Here is an 18,769-nt window from a genome sequence, read left to right on the forward strand (position 1 = left end):
GACATCCTCTCACAGTTTTTCGGCCAGGTCTGTGGCAGATACGGAAATTCTGAAACGCGACGTAATTTCACTTAAGTGATGAAATTGTGATGTGCTGCAGAAATCGACAATCCAGGAGGATTCCGGCGCGTAAATTACCACGATTCTGATATTGACAAATGCGATGACCTGTCAAACTCACCCCGTAAGACGCGTATTAATACAGAGTGATACCACGGGAGGTCAACATGGCTGACTTTACATTGTCGAAACCGATTTTTGGCGGCAAACCAAAAACCTCCACGGCGGGTAATATCGCTTATGCCCTGTTTGTCCTGTTCTGCTTCTGGGCCGGCTCACAGCTGCTCAATATGCTGGTCCATGCGCCAGGCGTTTATGAACACCTGATGCAGGTGCAGGATAACGGACGCCCGCGAGTTGAGATTGGCTTTGGTGTCAGCACCCTGTTCGGCCTGATCCCCTTCCTCGCGGGATGTATGATTCTGGGCGTTGTGGCGTTAGTGTTGCGCTTTCGCCGCCGCCGTTAAAGCCCCATACAGCGAGCCCGGCGATCGTCCACGCGTTTTGCGAACCATGCGGTGGTCAGGTTACGCGTGATCTTCGGGCTTTCCAGCTGGATCCCCGGCAGGATCGCCCTCGGTAACGCTTTCCCACTCTTCTTCTCTGCAAGCGCAAACACCTTCTTGTACAGATCCGTTTTCTCGAATGCCAGGCTGTCGCCTTTCTCAAGCTGACGGCGAATGTCGCTGTTGCTCAAGCCAAGCGTGGTGGATAATTTCCGTACCGCCAGCTCGGTGCTTCCCGCCTCGCTGCTGCTGTAAGCGATGAGATCGCCATCCAGCGCCAGCTTGACGCCGCTTGCGCGGCTGACCGCACTCTGGAATGCCGCATTACGGCTGGCATACCAGCCCGCGTTAAAGTCGGCAAAGCGGTACATCGGCTCACTGTAATTCGCCGGATAGTTCAGCAGATGATACGTGCCGAACCACAGCCCACCGCGCAGGGAGAAGACCTCCTGGCGCACCGTACCGTCGATTTTCCACGGGTAGCCGTCGGTATGCTTCTCCGCGAACGCAATGCTCACCTGCATCGGGCCACCGGTGTGTACCGGATTCAGTGAGCCAAACAGCTTCTGCCCCATCGGAACCATACTGATGAAATCATCAAAGATGGCGCTAAGCTGTTTTTCGGTTTTCACCGCATCCAGTCGCTCGCTGTAGCTTTTGCCGTTCGGCGAGGTGATTTTAAGCGCGGTATGCACAAGGAAAACCGGGATATGCATGGACTCCGCGCGGCGGTCGATCTCTTTCCAGGCAATTTTGTTCAGACCCGGCACCACCGGGTCTGACTGGTACATTGACTCCTGCTGCGCCACCGCCAGCACCGAGCAGATATTCTCCTCGGTCGGCGCGATCTTTTGGCTTTCAAATGTTTTTGCCAGCGCATCTGCCCACGCGTTGCGATCCTTCACGCTGGCGGGCATTTTCTGCCGTACAACGCTCGCCACATCGACGGGCTTCTCCCCCTTTTTGAGCGGAGCAGCCCCTTTTTCGGCACAGCCTGCCAGCACAAGAGCGGCCAGCAAGGACAACGGTAACGCGCGCGGTACGGCAAATGACATAGCAACTTCCTGTATTAGCTAAATGTGTTGGTGACTTCCTGCAGGTCACGATCGTCCAGCTCACGTTCAAAACTGCGCAGACGTTTGTAGATGGACATCAGTTCTACCAGGGTGGTCCAGGAGCTGATCAGGTACTGGAACGACCCGCGAACCTGACCGAAAACGTTGGTGATCTGCGTCATCAGACCGAGCGTAATCGTACCCGCAACAATCGACGGGAACAGCAGGAACAAACCGAAAACGTTATCCACCTGCAGATACAAAATACGGGCAATGTTAAAATACATATAGTGGAAGTAGAGTCGGAAGTAGTTACGACGCACGGCGCCAAACAGCTCGCGGACGGTCGGCGGCGAGGCGCGGTTGGCGTCATCTTCGCCGTAAACCAGTTCTTTACGGTAAGCGGCTTCCACGCGTTGATTTTTAAACTCCAGACCCGGCAGTTTGATTCCCACCACTGCCAGCAGACCCGTACCCATCAGCGACCAGACGATCGCGGCAATCACCAGGCCATACGGAAGATGACCAACAATCGGCAGATCCGGCACGTGCGCCGAGAGCGTTACCAGCACGGGCAGGAAGGCGATCAGCGTCATGATGGCGTTGATAAAGCTTACACCCATGTCTTCAAGGGTGGAGGCAAAACGCATGGTGTCTTCCTGCACGCGCTGCGCGGCGCCTTCGATATGGCGCAGGTGCTGCCAGTGCGCCATATAGTGTTCGTTCATCGCGGTACGCCAGCGGAAAACGTAGTGGCTGACGAAGAAGTTGTTCATCACGCCGATGATCACCGCAATCAGGGCGATACCGAGGAAGATCCCAACTTCATGGTAGAACTGGTTGATGGTCACCTTATGCGGCGAGCTCAGCGCGGTCTGGATCAAATCGTAGAACGGCGCATACCAGGCGTTAACCGCCACGCCCACCTCCACGAGGAACCAGGTGACAAAAATAATCAACGATGTGCCGAGGATCGACCAGTACTGCCAGCGGTGCGGAGAATACATAAACCAGAACAGGGCAAACAGCCCTACGCATACCATGTAGTAGGCGTAAAACAGCAAATAGCTGAGCGACCAGAAGCGCGCGGCGCTAATCGGCACCTCGCCCGTTGCCCCCGTAATACGCATCAGCCATGCGCCGCCGCCCGCCTGCCAGAAAATGACAGCGATGAGTGCCCAAATAAATGCCGAGAGGAAAAAAGGCCCCGGCTTTGGGAAAAAAGACTTAAACATAATGCTTCCTTCTTGTTGTTATGGCTGTTGCTGTGCACAACACGTTACCACACGAAAAACGTGCCCAAGCCAGCCTCCCGGCTCAGGCAAAAAGGTCAGACCCGAGGGTTGATTATTAGTTCGCTTTCCAGTTTTCGAGAATTGTTTCGGTGCGTTTCACTGCGAGAGGATTCGCCGGCGCGATGAAGTTACGCCAGACGTCGTTGTGGTGGTTTATCAGGATCTGCGCATCTGCCGCCGGGCGATTGGCGGTAGTATGGGCATCTTCCGCAACCGTGATGTGATAACCCCGGCTGACGCCGTTCTTGATCGTCGCATCGACGCAGTAGTCGGTGGCGCAGCCGCAGATGACAAACTCGCGAATGCTCTGCTCACGTAGCAGCGCCTCAAGCACGGTGTTGTAGAAGGCATCACAGGCGGTTTTGGTCACGTAAAGCGCGTCAGCAGGCTGATGGAGTTCAGGCAGTAGCGCAAACCCCTCGCTCCCCTCTTCCAGGCCCCCGGCCTCGGTATGCTGAATAAAAATAACCTTGTCGGCTGCCTGCGTAAGCTGGTTGATCAGAGAGACACACTTTTCGCGCTGATGACGAGGGGTTTCAAATACCCCGTTCTGCATATCGACAACCATAACCACACGCTTCTCAGACATACCGTTCTCCGTAAGATTGAGTGACACCGGTGCCTATCATAAGCCCGATGTCATAAAATGGGAGATGGCTCGTAAGTAAATTGTTCATATTTACCCATGGTTACGTTTTTCTAGCTATCGTTATGCAATTCGGGGCATTGCGCGGTTCCGATTAGTAGTATAAATACCCATTACTTTCCTCATTCACTTCATGGATGCTTTTCGTTGAAACGTTGTCTGCTCTCTTTTGCCGCGCTGTGTGCGGTGAGCTTTTCTACCGCCCAGGCAGCCCAACCGCTGACGGCACCCGTTTTAGCTTCAGATATTGCCGATCGCTACGCGAACCTTATCTATTACGGCAGCGGCGCGACCGGGATGGCGATGGTCGTCATCGACGGCAACCAGCGTGTGTTCCGCAGCTTTGGCGAAACGCGCCCAGGAAATAACGTTCACCCGCAGCTGGATTCGGTTATCCGCATCGCGTCCTTAACCAAGCTGATGACCAGCGAAATGCTGGTGAAACTGCTCGACCAGGGCGTGGTGAAACTCGACGACCCGCTTAGCAAATACGCGCCTCCAGGCGCCCGGGTTCCAACCTGGCAGGGTACGCCGATCCGGCTTGTGAACCTTGCCACCCACACCAGCGCCCTGCCGCGCGAGCAGCCAGGCGGGGCGGCGCACCGTGACGTATTTGTCTGGCCAACGCGCGACCAGCGCTGGAGCTACCTGAGTACCGCCACGCTGAAGGCGGCTCCGGGTTCACAGGCCTCTTATTCAAACCTGGCCTTTGACCTGCTGGCGGACGCCCTCTCAACGGCGGCGGGTAAACCCTACACGCAGCTGTTTGAAGAGCAGATAACCCGTCCGCTGGGTATGAAAGACACCACCTTTACCCCGTCTCCGGATCAGTGCCGTCGCCTGATGGTGGCGGAGAAAGGAGCTAGCCCCTGTAATAACACCCTCGCGGCCGTGGGCAGCGGCGGGGTCTATTCCACGCCTGGCGACATGATGCGCTGGATGCAGCAGTTCCTTTCCTCAGATTTCTACGCCCGCAGCAGCCAGGCCGATCGCATGCAGACCCTGATTTATCAGCGTACTCAGCTTCACCGCGTCATCGGGATGGACGTGCCGGGTAAAGCCGATGCGCTCGGCATGGGCTGGGTCTATATGGCACCGAAAAATGGCCGTCCGGGTATTATTCAGAAAACCGGCGGCGGCGGTGGATTCATCACCTATATGGCCATGATCCCGCAGTCAAACGTCGGCGCGTTTGTGGTGGTCACCCGCTCCCCGCATACGCGTTTCGTCAATATGAGTGACGGGATTAATAACTTAGTGGCTGAACTGAGCGCCAATAAAGCCCAGGTGCTCACCGCGTCTAACTAATCTAATATTCCGTGGGCAAGCGGTTGATACTGACCAGCTTGCCCCGGCTCATATTGATATAGTTTCCCTGCCTCAGGGCGGCAAGCACCTCGGCAACAACGGAGCGTGAAATTCGTGTACTTTGTTGAATATGATTCATCACACCGATTTTTGAACGCAGCGTTTCATCCCATTCCGCCATATTCAGCAGCATCGAACGGATCTGGTGATAGGAGTTATTTCCCACCAGCTGCTTATCGCGTTTCTCGAGAATGTAAGTTATCCAGGATAACCAGCAGAAGGCCTCTTTCCAGAGTGAATACTGCTGGATGAGTTGACGGGTGGTTTCCGTGGGCAAATAAAAACCGGTACAGGCTGTTTTAGCAATCACCCTGTATTCGTGAGAGTGATTAATCACTACCGTAGACAGCCCGAATATAAAAGGGGCGGTCGCAATCCCCACCAGCAGTTCATCAGAAGTTCGATAAACCTCAATAACGCCGGTTTGTAATACGATCGTACAAGGTTCATTCCATTCGTCTGACGTAATCAATTGCTGGGGCGCACATGTAAAAGGGGTACTGGCCGCTGTTAAATACTGTTCGAGCCGGCGTAATTCAGAAAGCGGTTTCGCATTAACGTTCATGCAGACCTCAAGACATCCGTATTTGTCGGTTCAATATTATTTTTATTACTTCTATAAAAAGCGGGGGAGATAACCACTCCCCCGCTTTTATTCATTACCAGGTATATTTCACACCCAGATTTGCGCCCCAGTTCTGATCAACGTCGCCGCCGCCCAGATAAGTGGCATCGGTGTACGCACTGAAGTTCTTCGTGAAGCTGAACTGGGTGCCCAGCCCTACCCGCACAGCGGAGCCTTTCACGCCGTTATCAATGCTATCGCCGTTAATATCGGCATTGTTATCGGCGTCGTCATAGACGTAGGCCAGTTTGAAGTAAGGCGTCAGAGCCTGTTCGCCGCCGTAGTTGAAGGTGTAACCCGTATCAACGCCGAGCTCATAACGCAGGCTATCGTAAGATTGCCCATCAACGCGCATGTCATTACTCAGACGATAATTATCACCAGACTGGAACAGGCCAGATACGGCTGCATATGGCGTAACGTAGCCAGAGAGGTTTGGTTTCCAGTCATAGCCCAGCTTCAGCCCAAAACCAACAGCATCATTCGTGGTATTGCCGTCAACATACTGACCGTTGCTCATGTTAGCGGAGAGATCGCTGTTGAAGCGGGTGTAGCTCAGGGAGCTGTCGAGGAACAGATCGTTCATGAACTTCGCTGACGCATAGATCATCGCAGTCTGGCTATCCTGATCGACCTGACCGGTACGATCGCTGGTATCACCCTTCGCGAAACCTGCCGCCCCACCGACGATCCACTTCGCGTTATTACCGTCAATCTGGGTGTCCAGACCCACCATAATACCGCTCACGTCCTGATCGTAGCTGATAACGCCATTGTCACCGTCGAAGTTGCCACCGAAGTAGCTCACCCACGCTCCGCCGTTATCCGCCAGGCCGTGACGGCTGTTGGTCAGACGCGTGCCGACGGTATCCTGCTGCAGATTCCAGATATTGGTATTGGCAGATGGGATGCTCAGCGCCATATTGGCAGAGTCGGTCAGCTCTTTCTGCTGAAGGACAACGGCGTCACCCTGCTGCTGCGCCTGGTAGGTGTAAGCGCCTAAATCGGCTTTGTTTGCGGCAGTAAAGCTGGCTGTGGTATCCGCGTTATTGTCATAGACGCGAATAATCTCTTTGTTTTTGTAATCAGCAACGGAACCGGCACCGGTCGCATCATCGATGCGCACCTGGTAGTTACCAGCAACATCACCGTTTACTGAAAGATGGCCATCTGAGTTCATCGCTACAACACCGTAGTCGTAATCGGCATTGTATTTATCGTTAGTGATATAGCGTGCGTTGTTCAGATCGCTGTTCAGGACGTAATCACGGCTGGCAACGTTCAGCACCCCGCCATCGGTCAGAACCATATTGTGCGTATCAACCTGACCCAGCCCCAGCGCCAGCTCGGCACCGTTATCCACGGTGATGGTGTTGGCATACAGTTGGGCCGTTTCTTCCGTCAGTGCCGCACGGCTATAGCTGTCCAGATACAGATGGTCGGTCGCCACAGCACCGCTGTCCCCAATATTCATTGATGAAGCATTGGTCAGGGTGATGGAGTCCGCCAGCAGACCAGAGTCTTCAACGTTAACCTGAGACTGGTTGTTTACCGTCAGCGTATCGATATTAGAAAGCTTGCGGGTATCCCACTCAGAGCCGTTATCCAGCGCGATGTTAAACAGCCCGCTCTGATACACCGCTTCACCCGCAACGTGTCCGTTGCTGTCATAAACGGAATCCGGCCAAATGCTGTTAGGGGATAAGCTGCTCCAGTCTACGTTGCTGTAGCCCAGACCATACATTTGCGCTGGGCCGATAGCCTCGACGCTGGACTGTGCTGCACCGACCCATTTGCTGCCGTTGGTCAGGGTGACATCCAGCTTATCGGTACCGTCCCAGCCGTTGGTGGTTGGGTTATAGACACCGTCATCAGTGGTATCCGTTGCCGGGTCGCCGTTCGGATAGAAGTTATTGTCGAAGGTGCTGGAGAACAGAATATCGCCAGTAACGGTGGAATGATCGAACGTGGCAGTGGTCTGCATCGCGTTATCAGACGCGCTAGCGGCAACGATCAGCGCCGCATCATCCGCCGCCGTGGCATTCGTTTCACCGTAGTCGCTCGGCTTCGCGGTCTGGCCATAGAATCCGCTGGTCCCCAGATCGCTGTATGCGCCTGAGGTCAGAACGGAATCTTTCACCACCAGCGTGTCGGTAAAGACTTTGCTGCTGTTGGCTACGCCTTCCACACCGTCGTAAGGAGTGTTATCCGACTCCTGATAACCCTGCGTCAGGGTAATACCGGCAATGTGGGAATTATTCTGGATGACAATATCGGATTCCACATCCAGGGTGATCGCATTACCCAGATTATACGTGTCCAGATAGTGTCTTTCCGTATTTTCCCCGTTCACGACGTCATACGCATAATGCTCATAGGTATCGTTGATGGTGGAATTATCTACGGTCAGGCTAAAACGATCGTATTGAGAATGATTGGTGCCATCGGTATCCAGACCGTCAGCACACGAGGAGGTCATACACTTAGAGGTAATCATGCCATTAATGGTACTGTTGGAAATGCTTAACGCATTCGCCCGACCATTGATGCCATCATCCAGATAGTATGTTGAAATAACACCGTTCACGGTGCTTTTATTAATCACCGGATAAATATCGCCGTCGTGGGTCGCGTCTGAGTAATCCCAGTCGGCATAGCCATAATACCAGGGAGTGGAAGCGGTATTATCGTATCCGAATGTATTATATGTCGTACCGGAAATATCCTTCGCATTGGCCTGAGAAGCGATAGCCAGGGTGCAGGCTAATGCAAGTTGAGATACAACGAGTTTCTTTTTCCATGTTTGCATTGGGTCATCCCTCCTCAGGGACGTAAGCAAGTTTGTCCATCAATGATTTTGCAATGTTTAATTGCGGAGGGAATTATGCATTTTCATTTCTAAAAGGTTCAATGAATGTTTCCATTAAGTCCGTATCCAGACTAATAACAGGTCAAAACCTGGAAAGCATCTGCCACTACAGATAAACACCATAAAAACAAAGCATTAAAATAAACACGAAAAAATGAGATACATATAAAAATAAATAATGAATCATTTTAAATGATGTATTCTCTTTATTATAAAAACAACATGAATATCTCATCCCCATTTCAGCGTTACACTGACCTATCTTATATATTGATGCCAGAAAATCAGACCCATCACATTTTTAAAAATAAAATGCCCACTTTTACCAAAACACCTGTCTTCACTTTGAGGTACACTAGCCTTCTTTGTTCCACAAACATCAGGCATACCATGACCGATTTAATTGCACGTCCCCGCCGCCTGCGCAAGTCACCTGCACTGCGCGCTATGTTTGAAGAGACAACCCTGACCTTAAACGATCTGGTGTTGCCGATTTTTGTCGAAGAAGAGATCGATGACTACAAAGCCATCGAAGCCATGCCGGGCGTAATGCGCATTCCGGAGAAATATCTGGCGCGAGAGATTGAACGCATCGCCAACGCGGGGATCCGCTCGGTGATGACCTTCGGCATCTCCCACCATACCGATGCCACCGGCAGCGACGCGTGGAAAGAAGATGGCCTCGTCGCCCGCATGTCCCGCATCTGCAAAGAGACCGTGCCGGAAATGATCGTCATGTCCGATACCTGCTTCTGCGAATACACCTCTCACGGCCACTGCGGCGTGCTGTGCGATCACGGCGTGGATAACGATGCCACCCTGCTGAACCTCGGCAAACAGGCGGTCGTGGCTGCCGCTGCGGGTGCGGACTTCATCGCGCCCTCTGCCGCAATGGACGGACAGGTTCAGGCGATTCGTCAGGCGCTGGACGCGGCGGGCTTTACCGACACCGCCATCATGTCTTACTCCACCAAATTTGCCTCCTCCTTCTACGGCCCGTTCCGTGAAGCTGCAGGCACGGCGCTGAAGGGCGATCGTAAAACCTATCAGATGAACCCGCTTAATCGTCGGGAAGCGATTCGTGAATCCCTGCTTGATGAAGCCCAGGGCGCAGACTGCCTGATGGTGAAACCGGCGGGCGCGTACCTTGATATCCTGCGCGACATCCGCGAGCGCACCGAGCTGCCGCTGGGCGCTTACCAGGTCAGCGGCGAGTACGCGATGATCAAATTCGCCGCGCTGGCCGGTGCAATTGACGAAGAGAAAGTGGTCCTCGAAAGCCTCGGCGCCATCAAACGCGCAGGCGCGGATCTGATCTTCAGCTACTTCGCGCTGGATCTGGCCGAGAAGAAAATCCTGCGTTAATCCGCTTTAGCGCCGGGTGGCGGCTTCGCCTTACCCGGCCTGCTCTCTGCGCTAATCTTCACCAAACTGCAATACAACCGACATCTGCGCCTTCTACTGTCTTCGCAAGACGGCAGGAGGAGTAATCATGTTTAGCCTCGATAGCGTTCTCGACGATCTTTGGCCTCAGGCGAGGCCAGCACCCTGGCAAAAAAGTCTGTTAAAAAGACTGTTTTACGAAGACGAATTTCAGCAATTTGCAGCAGCACACCGCCACCTGAAAGGACTGGATATGGTGGAGCAAGTTCTGGAACACCTTGATATTCTCTGCACCGTTTCCGCCCGCGATCTTGAACAAATCCCCGAACATGGCCCGCTGGTCATTATTGCTAACCACCCGACGGGCACGCTGGACGGGCTGGCGCTGATGTACGCCGTTTCCCGCGTGCGACGCGATGTTAAAGTCGTCACCAACAGGATGCTGACCCACCTTGAGCCCCTCAGCTCGCTATTTATTCCGGTGGATAATATGGGCGGCAAGACGGCGAAATCATCCCTGGTGCAGATGGAACAGCATCTGCAAAGCGCGGGCGTGCTGATCTTCTTCCCGGCCGGAGAAGTTTCCCGCCCCACGCGTAAAGGCATTCGCGACAAAAAGTGGCACTCTGGCTTTATCAAACTCGCCAGCAAGCTGCGCGCCCCGCTGCTGCCGGTGCATATTCAGGCGCATAACAGCCTGTTCTTCTATGCCAGCACGCTGGTGTCGCCAACTCTGTCCATGCTGTTGCTGATGCAGCAGATGTTCCGCCGCCGCCACAGCCAGCTGCCGATTAAAATCGGCCAGCAGATCGCCTGGCATCACTGGCATAGCGCCACCCTTTCGTCGCGTGAGATGGCCGAACAGTGCCGTCAGCACGTGATGCGTCTTGGCAAGGGATTGCCTGGCGTCTTTAAAACCCAGTGCGCCATTGCCCGTCCGGAAGACCGGGCCACCCTGAAACGCGCGCTGGCGCAGGCCGAATGTCTGGGCAATACCAGCGACGGTAAAACCATCTATCTTTGGCAGCGCAACGGTCAGGAAGACGCCCCGCTGCTGCGCGAGCTGGGCCGCCTGCGCGAGATTGCTTTTCGCGCGGTGGAGGAAGGGAGCGGTAAGCGCCGGGACACCGACTGCTACGATGATGATTATCTGCACCTGATCCTGTGGGATGATGAGGATCTGGAGATCGTCGGCGCGTACCGCTTTATGCCGACCGCCAGACAGGTTGAACGTCGCGGTCTGGAAGGGTTGTACAGCTATAGCCTGTTCCACTACGACGACAAAATGCAGGACGTGCTGGAACACGGCATTGAGCTGGGGCGCAGCTTTATTCAGCCACGCTACTGGGGACGCCGCGGCCTGGATTATTTATGGTCCGGCATTGGGGCTTACCTGGCGCGTTATCCGCACTATCGCTATCTGTTTGGCCCGGTCTCGATTTCCGGCGGCTTACCGCCTGCCGCGCGGGATCTGCTGGTGGCCTTTTACCGCCTGTGGTTCCCGGCATCGCATCCGTTGGCCGCGTCACGTCAGCCGTATCCCGCATCGCTGCCGGACGTGCTCGCGCAGTTTGGCGGCGTGGATTACGTGGACGATCTGACAAAGCTGAAATCCCTGCTCGGCAATCTGGGCTGCGGCATTCCGCCGCTCTACAAGCAGTATTCCGAGCTTTGCGAGCCCGGCGGCGTGCAGTTTATTGATTTTGGCAGCGACCCGGCATTTAACGACTGCGTCGACGGGCTGGTGCTGGTGGATTTGTGTTACCTGAAGGCGAACCGCTATCAGCGGTATATTGAGGCGCACCTTTAACCCCGTTGCCCGGTGGCGCTACGCTTACCGGGCCTACAATGGAACGTAGGCCGGGTAAGGCAACGCCGCCACCCGGCAATCAAGGCGCACGGTAAAACGGCTTATCCCCCAAAATCGTCGCCCGCTGCATAATCCGGCGCTGCGGAAGATAGTCCGCATTGGCATAGTGCTGCGTTACGCGGTTATCCCAGATCGCCAGGTCGTTCTCCTGCCAGCGCCAGCGCACCTGAAACTCCGGCTTTGTGATATGCGCGAACAGGAATCCCAGCAGCGCCTCACTCTCTTTCTCGGACACGTCCACAATGCGCGTCGTGAACCCTTCGTTCACGAACAGCGCCTGCTTGCCCGTGACAGGATGGGTCCGCACCACCGGGTGCAGCAGCGGAGGATGTTTCGCCACGGCTTCCTGCCAGCGCTGATGTTCCTCTTCCGTTTTACGGTACTTGTACTCCTGGAACGATTTTTTGAAGTCGTGCTCCGCCCGCAGCCCGCTCAGCAGCGTCCGGAACGGCGCGGAGAGCGCCTCATACGCCGCAATCCCGCTGGTCCACAGCGTATCGCCGCCGGTTTCCGGCAGCAGCTTCGCCGCCAGAATCGCCCCGGCGGGCGGCGTCTCGATAAAGGTCACGTCGGTGTGCCAGTTGTCGTTATCCGGCGGGTTATCGTTGTGGGTGTCCAGAACGATAATCTCCTCCACCCCTTCCGCATGCGGATAGACGGGGTGGATATGCAGATCGCCAAAGCGCAGGGCCAGCGCGCGCTGCTGCTGCGGGGTGATCGCCTGTTCGCGCAGGAAAACGACCTGATGGCGCAGCACCGCGTGGTACAGCTGCTCGAACTGGTTATCGCTCAGCGGACGGGTCACATCCAGGCCCGACACCTGCGCGCCAATGTACGGCCCCAGCGGGGTAATGGTCAGACGTTCACTCATTGTATTTCTCCATGCCAGGGCGTCAGGCGGCGCTGTAACGCGCGCAGCCCCAGTTCTAATCCAAAGGCGATCGCGGCGATCACCGCGATCCCTGCCAGCACCACGTCAGTCGCCAGGAACTCTCCCGCCGACTGCACCATAAATCCAAGGCCGCGCGTGGCCGCAATCAGCTCTGCCGCCACCAGCGTGGACCAGCCCACGCCGAGGCCGATGCGCAGCCCGGTTAAAATTTCCGGCAGCGCGCCCGGTAAAATCACGAACAGCAGCACCTGCGTGCGGCTGGCTCCCAGCGACTGCGCCGCGCGGATCCGCACCTGCTGGGCGCTCTTCACGCCCGCCAGCGCCGACATGGCAACCGGGGCGAAAATCGCCAGATAAATCAGCAGGATTTTTGACGTTTCACCGATGCCGAACCAGATCACCATCAGCGGCAGATAGGCCAGCGGCGGCACCGGGCGGTAAAGCTCAATCAGCGGGTCGAGGATGCCGCGCACCGTCGGGCTCAGCCCCATCGCAATACCCACGGGAATGCCGATGATGACGGCAGCCAGAAGCGCCACCAGAATACGTGCCAGACTTGCCCCAAGATGCTGCCAGAGCGTGGCATCCATAAAGCCCTGCGGCCCGGCGATGGTAATGAGTTTGGCCAACACCTGTCCCGGCGGCGGCAGAAACAGCGGGCTGACCCACTGCTGGGCAGCAACCGCCCACCACACCGCCAGCAGCACCAGCAGCGTACCGACGCTCAACGTGATTTGGCGCGAGAAAGGCCAGCGCAGCGCCAGACGCGCGCGGCGCGTTTTTTCACTGAAGACGATGCTCATGAGAAGGCCTCCCGTTGTTCAAACACGCGGCTTAAGACGTATTCACGCTGTTCGATAAAGAGCGGATCGGATTTGATGCTGCGCACGGGTTCTCCTGCGACGTAGCGGCGGGCGAAATCCAGCGGCAAACGCTCCAGCACGCGGCCCGGCCCGGGCGAGAGCAGCACCAGCTCCGTCGCCATAAACACCGCCTCTTCGATATCGTGGGTAATTAGCAGCACCTGCTTGCCCGTCTCATGCCACAGGCGCAGCAGCAGAGTTTGCATCTGCTCGCGGGTGAAGGCATCCAGCGCCCCGAACGGCTCGTCCAGCAGCAACAGCTGCGGATTCGCGGCCAGCGCGCGAGCAATACCTACGCGCTGCCGCTGGCCGCCGGAAAGCTGCCAGATAAAGCGTTTTTCCGCCCCTTCCAGCCCCACTTTTTTCAGCATCGTCCGCGCCGTTTCCAGCCGCTTTTCGCGATTGACGCCCGCCAGCTGTAGCCCAAACGCCACGTTTTCCTGCACGTTGCGCCAGGGAAGCAATCCTTCGTTCTGGAAGACCACGCCGCGCTCGGCGCCCGGGCCTTCCACCTTTTTGCCTTCCAGTTGAATGGTGCCATGCTGATAAGGGACAAACCCGGCGATCAGATTCAGCAGCGTGGTTTTTCCGCACCCGGACGGGCCCAGCACCACCAGCAGCTCACCGCTGTCCAGCGTCAGGTTGATGTCCTCCAGCGCGGGCTTACCACCGTAATCGGCGTAAAGGTTCGTAATATTCAGCATGGCGGACTCCTTATTTCACAAAACGATCGGTCACGTACTGGCTGTAATCCGCCGCTACCGCAGGCACTTTGCCCTGCTCTTTCAGGAAGGTGGCGGTATCGACAATCGCTTTGTTCACCGGCCCGGTCAGCTGCTGTACCTGCTGCGCGGGCGTCAGATAGGTATTGCCTTTCACCAGTCCCGGCACGTCCGCTTCCGGCACGCCGCTCAGGCGGGAGAGTTTTTCCAGGTTGGCGGGCTGCTTCAGCCATTCATCCGGGTTAGAGATGTACGGCTGCTGGGCGTCAATCGCGCTTTTGGCGAAGGCTTTCACCACCTCAGGATGTTTCTCAGCGAAGTCTTTGCGCACGACCCACACGTCGAGGGTTGGCGCGCCCCACTGGCCCACTTTTTCAGAGTCGGTCAGCACGGTGCCGTCTTTTTCCAGTTCGTTCACTGCCGGTGCCCACACGTAGGCCCCGTCAATATCCCCGCGCTGCCAGGCGGCGATAATCGCCGGCGGCTGCAAGTTGATAATTTGTACCTGACCCGGCTTGATACCCCAGTGTTTCAGCGCCGCCAGCAGGCTGTAGTGGGTGGTGGAGATAAACGGCACGGCGATGCGTTTGCCGATCAGATCTTCCGGTTTGGTGATGTTTTTCTTCACCACCAGCGCTTCAGAGTTACCGAGCTGCGAGGCGAGCAGGAAAACCTCGATCGGCACCTGCTGGCTGGCCGCAACCGCCAGCGGGCTGGAGCCGATATTGCCGATCTGCACGTCGCCGGAGGCTAACGCACGCACAACGGACGCCCCGCTGTCGAACTTGCGCCAGTCGACTTTCGCGCCGCTCTCTTTGGCAAAGGTGTTGTCCGCCTGCGCGACTTTCGCCGGTTCCGCAGAAGTTTGATACGCGACGGTGACGTCCACCGCCTGCGCCTGAAATGCCCACAGCGCCAGTGCGCCGAGAAGTGTGATTCGCGATGAAATTGCCATAGTGCCTGCTCCCCTTGTTGTTATGAGGGCAGTATTTCCGGCGCGGGAATTTTGATAAAGGAATAAAAATGAATCGCTCATAACGATTCGTTTTTAGATAAAAAGCGGGAAAGGATAGTGAATTTTGTGCGGTTCGTTTTTCCCCTCTCCCCGTGGGAGAGGGTTCCCCAGTAATTTTTTCACCTGAAGCGATGCATGTGGTATCTAAAAAATGAATGGCTTAAAGCGATGTTTCGGTCCGGCTGTAAATCGCCGAAGCGTTTCCGTAAGGCCGGGGCGAGGCGCAGGGATGCGCCGAGAGGGCGTGGCCTGCAGGGATGCAGGCTCATGCCCGACCCGATAGCCTGAAGGAATAAGCTGAGGGGCACCGCGAAGCGGCGATTTACCGCCGGGAGCCCGGGTCGCCAGGGCGGCGGCGATTGAGCCGCCCTGGCACGTTCACAGGCGATGTCGTTACAAAGTAGCAAGGAACATGAAGTGAACGGAATGACCACCACAGCCGTATGTTCCCCTCACCCCAGCCCTCTCCCTTGAGGGAGAGGGCGCCGTCCGTGGAGGTATGATTATGTGGTGATCCCTCAGCCCCGTAGGAGGGGAGCAAGGTGAGGGCATCAGCGCTGCGCGTTCAGCTCAGCAATGTCTTTCGGCGTGGTCCGACAGCATCCGCCAATCAGCTTAGCCCCAGCAGCCAGCCACTGCGGCAGATATCCCGCCAGCGTCTCGCACGCTTCACCGTGGTGGTGCCAGGTTTTGGTTACCGCATCATAATGCTCACCCGAGTTCGGGTAGACCACCAGCGGCAGGGACGTCAGGCTTTGCAGATGCTTCAGCGCCGCCGTAGTGTTTTCCAGGGCGATGCAGTTAATGCCCAGCGCGACAATCTGCGGAGAGTTTGCCAGCGCGCTGACCACCTCACGCAGCGGCGTACCGTCGCTCAGGTGTTCGCTGTCCCGCAGGGTAAACGAGAACCACGCCCGGGCGCGGGGGTACCCGGCCAGAAGCGCCGCCAGCGCCTTAATCTCCACAAACGAAGGCAGCGTTTCGCAGGCCAGCAGGTCAGCGCCCGCGTCCAGCAGCGCTTCCACGCGCGGACGGTGGAAGGTGGTGAATTCTTCCGCACTGCGCACGTAGTCGCCGCGATACTCTGATCCATCCGCAAGATACGCGCCGTACGGCCCAACGGATCCCGCTACCAGCAGCGTGCCCGCATGCGGGTTTTCGGCCAGATACGCTTCGCGCGCCTTACGCGCCAGCTCTACGCTTTTACCGATCAGCGCTCGGGACTGCGCTTCGTCCAGACCGCGCGCCGCAAAGCCCGCAGGCGTGGCCTGATAGCTGGCGGTGATCGCCACCTGCGCGCCCGCGCGGTAGTAATCAAGATGCACTTCGCGAATAAGTTCAGGGTTTTCCACCAGTACTTTGGCAGACCAGAGGCTGTCTGCCAGGTTACAGCCGCGCGCTTCCAGCTCCGTCGCCATCGCGCCATCCAGCACAACAAACGGCTGTTTTTCAAGGATGGCGGTAAGCGGGTTATTCTGCGACATGTTCAGGCTCCTGCGATGTCATATTTCGGGTCAGGTAGTACGCACCATAACACAGGGCGACAAACGGAAGCCCGCAATAAAGGGCTATGCGCTGGCTTGGGTCAAACCACAGGCCGACACAGGCCACCACGCAGAGGATAAAACCGAGCACCGGCACCAGCGGATACCACGGCGCGCGGTACTGCAGCGCAGAGAGCGGCTGGCCGGACTGCAAATGGCGACGACGGAAAACGAAGTGCGACGCGCAGATGCTGATCCAGACCGCCACCACCGCAAAGCCAGAAATCGCCGAGAGCGCGACAAACACCGTGTCCGGCGCCACGACGCTTGAGAACAGCGCCAGCACGCCGCCGAGCATAGAGACCGACAGCGCCGTCAGCGGCACGCCGTTTTTGTTCACGCGGGCAAAGCAGCGCGGCAGCGTTTTCTCATTCGACAGCGACCACAGCATGCGCCCGGAAGCGTACAGACCCGAGTTCGCCGCCGAGAGGATCGCCGTCAGGATCACGAAGTTAACGATATCAGCCGCGTAAGGAATACCGACCTTTTCAAACACCAGCACGAACGGGCTCTTTTCCACGCCCGCCTGCTGCATCGGGATCAGCGCCGCCAGCACGAACACGGTACCGATAAAGAAGATAATGAGGCGCGCAATGGTGGTGCGGATCGCAACCGGAATCACCTTGTGCGGATTTTCCGTTTCCCCCGCCGCGATGCCGATAAGCTCGGTACCGGAGAATGCAAAGTTCACCGCCACCATGGTCATCAGGATCGGCAGGCCGCCGTGCGGGAACCAGCCTTCGGCAGTGATGTTGCTTAAGCCCGGCGCGGGGGAACCGTCCTGCATCGGGATAAAGCCAAAGACCGCCGCCCCGCCAAGGATAATAAAGGCGATGATGGTGATGACTTTCACCAGGGAGAACCAGAATTCGCCTTCAGCAAAGAAGCGCGTGGAGATGACGTTCAGGCCAAAAATCACCGCGCAGAAGACCACGCACCAGGCCCAGACGGGCACCTGCGGGAACCAGTACTGCATACAGAAGCCCGCGGCGGTGAAGCTCGAGCCGAGCGCCACCGTCCAGGTGAGCCAGTAGAGCCACGCCACGGTGTAGCCCGTCGCCGGGCCAAGATAGCGGGCGGCATAGACGTGGAACGCGCCGGTTTCCGGCATCGCCACGGAAAGCTCGCCCAGACACTGCATCACCAGCCAGACCACCAGGGCACCAATCAGGTACGCCAGCAGCGTGCCCGCCGCCCCGGTTGTGGAAATGATGTATCCGGTATTGAAGAATAACCCTGTCCCAATCACGCCACCCAGCGAGAGCATAATCAGGTGGCGTGTTTTCATGGTGCGCTTAAGCTGCCCATTTTCTTGTTGTGTTTGCATATTACCTTCTATACGTATGGACATCTAAACATCCAAAGAAGGTGTGTTATACCGCGATTGTTAATAAAAAGCTAGATGACCAGACGCAGACGGGCGCGCCGCGCGCTGAGTCGGGGATGGGTTGTGAGGATCACATAAAGAATCGGACGCCAGGCCATAAGCACCTCCGCAAGCAGATGCTTACAGCATGGCGTGAATAACTGAGATTCTCGGTCAGGCGAAAGTGGTATCGACGAACCCTCGGATCATACTTTTACGCTTCCCTCATGGTATGTCGCCACCAGGCAGGCATCATGTCATCGAAGGAGTGATTTTCCGGGGCAAACTCCGGCTGATCCGGATCGTCAAACACGCCGGTAAATAAGGCAACGGTGGGTGAATCATCAATCGCGCCGATAGAACTGCCGCAGGTGGAGCAAAACGCCCGGCTGGAGTAGTCCGACGATCGCCATGTCGCCGGACGTCCGCCCGGACCGGTCCACTGCACGTTTTCCGCCGGGAACTCAATCCATACGACGGTTTGTGCGCCAGTGTGCTTCTGACAGATATCGCACGAACAGGTGTGCACATTGCCCCCGTTCGCAGCGGTAAAGCGAACCGCGCCGCATAAGCACCCGCCTGAAAAGACCTTTTCCATGCTGTCGTCCTGAGCTGTTTAAAATCTCATCAAAACATAACACATTATTGAGATTTTATAGTCCGGGTCAGGCGAAGCCATCGCCCGGCACG

At 56.6% G+C, this 18,769-nt stretch carries 16 protein-coding genes; 4 read left to right on the forward strand and 12 right to left on the reverse strand.

The genetic code is table 11. The features are described from left to right. Window positions 1–227: 227 nt before the first annotated feature. Entirely contained in the window at window positions 228–527 is a 300-nt protein-coding gene (locus P346_RS05210; RefSeq protein WP_008503287.1) for a DUF2755 family protein, read from the forward strand. Here P346_RS05210 and P346_RS05205 read toward each other — a convergent pair. The 3 genes from P346_RS05205 to P346_RS05195 form a co-directional block, all read right to left on the reverse strand. Then, window positions 524–1,621 (reverse strand): DUF1615 domain-containing protein, encoded by a 1,098-nt coding sequence (locus tag P346_RS05205; protein WP_032661599.1) that lies wholly within the window; start codon window positions 1,619–1,621, stop codon window positions 524–526. The two genes, P346_RS05210 and P346_RS05205, sit on opposite strands and share 4 nt — an antisense overlap. A gap of 14 nt (window positions 1,622–1,635) precedes the next feature. After that, on the reverse strand, window positions 1,636–2,856 hold the full coding sequence (sbmA, locus tag P346_RS05200) for a peptide antibiotic transporter SbmA (RefSeq protein WP_032661602.1): 1,221 nt from the start codon (window positions 2,854–2,856) through the stop codon (window positions 1,636–1,638). Window positions 2,857–2,971: 115 nt separating this feature from the next. Next, complete coding sequence (locus P346_RS05195; protein ID WP_032661604.1) at window positions 2,972–3,505, reverse strand: isochorismatase family protein; 534 nt, start codon at window positions 3,503–3,505, stop codon at window positions 2,972–2,974. A 204-nt stretch (window positions 3,506–3,709) separates the two neighbouring features. Here P346_RS05195 and ampH point away from each other — a divergent pair, with 204 nt between their 5' ends. Continuing rightward, window positions 3,710–4,870, forward strand: a complete 1,161-nt coding sequence (ampH, locus tag P346_RS05190; protein WP_032661607.1) for a D-alanyl-D-alanine-carboxypeptidase/endopeptidase AmpH — start codon at window positions 3,710–3,712, stop codon at window positions 4,868–4,870. 1 nt (window position 4,871) lies between these two features. On the opposite strand, the gene P346_RS05185 is transcribed toward ampH, so the two are convergent. Then, a complete protein-coding gene (locus P346_RS05185; RefSeq protein ID WP_023310523.1) occupies window positions 4,872–5,495 on the reverse strand; it encodes a helix-turn-helix domain-containing protein in 624 nt (207 codons plus the stop codon). Between the two features lie 94 nt (window positions 5,496–5,589). Further along, entirely contained in the window at window positions 5,590–8,364 is a 2,775-nt protein-coding gene (locus P346_RS05180; RefSeq protein ID WP_032661610.1) for an autotransporter outer membrane beta-barrel domain-containing protein, read from the reverse strand. A gap of 450 nt (window positions 8,365–8,814) precedes the next feature. On the opposite strand from P346_RS05180, the gene hemB reads away from it, so the two are divergent. Further along, window positions 8,815–9,789 carry a porphobilinogen synthase gene (gene hemB, locus P346_RS05175; RefSeq protein ID WP_024906774.1) on the forward strand — a complete coding sequence of 325 codons (975 nt, stop codon included), beginning with the start codon at window positions 8,815–8,817 and terminating at the stop codon, window positions 9,787–9,789. A 127-nt stretch (window positions 9,790–9,916) separates the two neighbouring features. Beyond that, window positions 9,917–11,617, forward strand: a complete 1,701-nt coding sequence (locus P346_RS05170) for a lysophospholipid acyltransferase family protein (protein WP_032661612.1) — start codon at window positions 9,917–9,919, stop codon at window positions 11,615–11,617. Window positions 11,618–11,696: 79 nt separating this feature from the next. On the opposite strand, the gene tauD is transcribed toward P346_RS05170, so the two are convergent. The 7 genes from tauD to P346_RS05135 all read right to left on the reverse strand — a co-directional run bounded on the left by tauD (window position 11,697) and on the right by P346_RS05135 (window position 18,677). Then, entirely contained in the window at window positions 11,697–12,548 is an 852-nt protein-coding gene (tauD, locus tag P346_RS05165; protein WP_032661615.1) for a taurine dioxygenase, read from the reverse strand. Next, window positions 12,545–13,372, reverse strand: a complete 828-nt coding sequence (gene tauC / locus P346_RS05160) for a taurine ABC transporter permease TauC (RefSeq protein ID WP_032661617.1) — start codon at window positions 13,370–13,372, stop codon at window positions 12,545–12,547. Before tauC ends, tauD begins: the two co-directional genes overlap by 4 nt. Beyond that, entirely contained in the window at window positions 13,369–14,136 is a 768-nt protein-coding gene (gene tauB / locus P346_RS05155; RefSeq protein WP_032661621.1) for a taurine ABC transporter ATP-binding subunit, read from the reverse strand. The genes tauC and tauB overlap by 4 nt, the downstream gene beginning before the upstream one ends. A gap of 10 nt (window positions 14,137–14,146) precedes the next feature. Next, window positions 14,147–15,109, reverse strand: a complete 963-nt coding sequence (gene tauA, locus P346_RS05150; protein ID WP_023293188.1) for a taurine ABC transporter substrate-binding protein — start codon at window positions 15,107–15,109, stop codon at window positions 14,147–14,149. Window positions 15,110–15,720: 611 nt separating this feature from the next. Then, window positions 15,721–16,653: a homocysteine S-methyltransferase gene (gene mmuM / locus P346_RS05145; protein WP_032661624.1), complete on the reverse strand. Its 933-nt coding sequence runs from the start codon at window positions 16,651–16,653 to the stop codon at window positions 15,721–15,723. Beyond that, a complete protein-coding gene (gene mmuP / locus P346_RS05140; RefSeq protein WP_032661626.1) occupies window positions 16,640–18,040 on the reverse strand; it encodes an S-methylmethionine permease in 1,401 nt (466 codons plus the stop codon). The genes mmuM and mmuP overlap by 14 nt, the downstream gene beginning before the upstream one ends. Window positions 18,041–18,293: 253 nt before the next feature. Then, window positions 18,294–18,677: a GFA family protein gene (locus tag P346_RS05135; RefSeq protein ID WP_032661629.1), complete on the reverse strand. Its 384-nt coding sequence runs from the start codon at window positions 18,675–18,677 to the stop codon at window positions 18,294–18,296. Window positions 18,678–18,769 lie beyond the last annotated feature (92 nt).

Source organism: Enterobacter sp. DC1 (assembly GCF_000568075.1).
Classification (GTDB): domain Bacteria; phylum Pseudomonadota; class Gammaproteobacteria; order Enterobacterales; family Enterobacteriaceae; genus Enterobacter; species Enterobacter asburiae.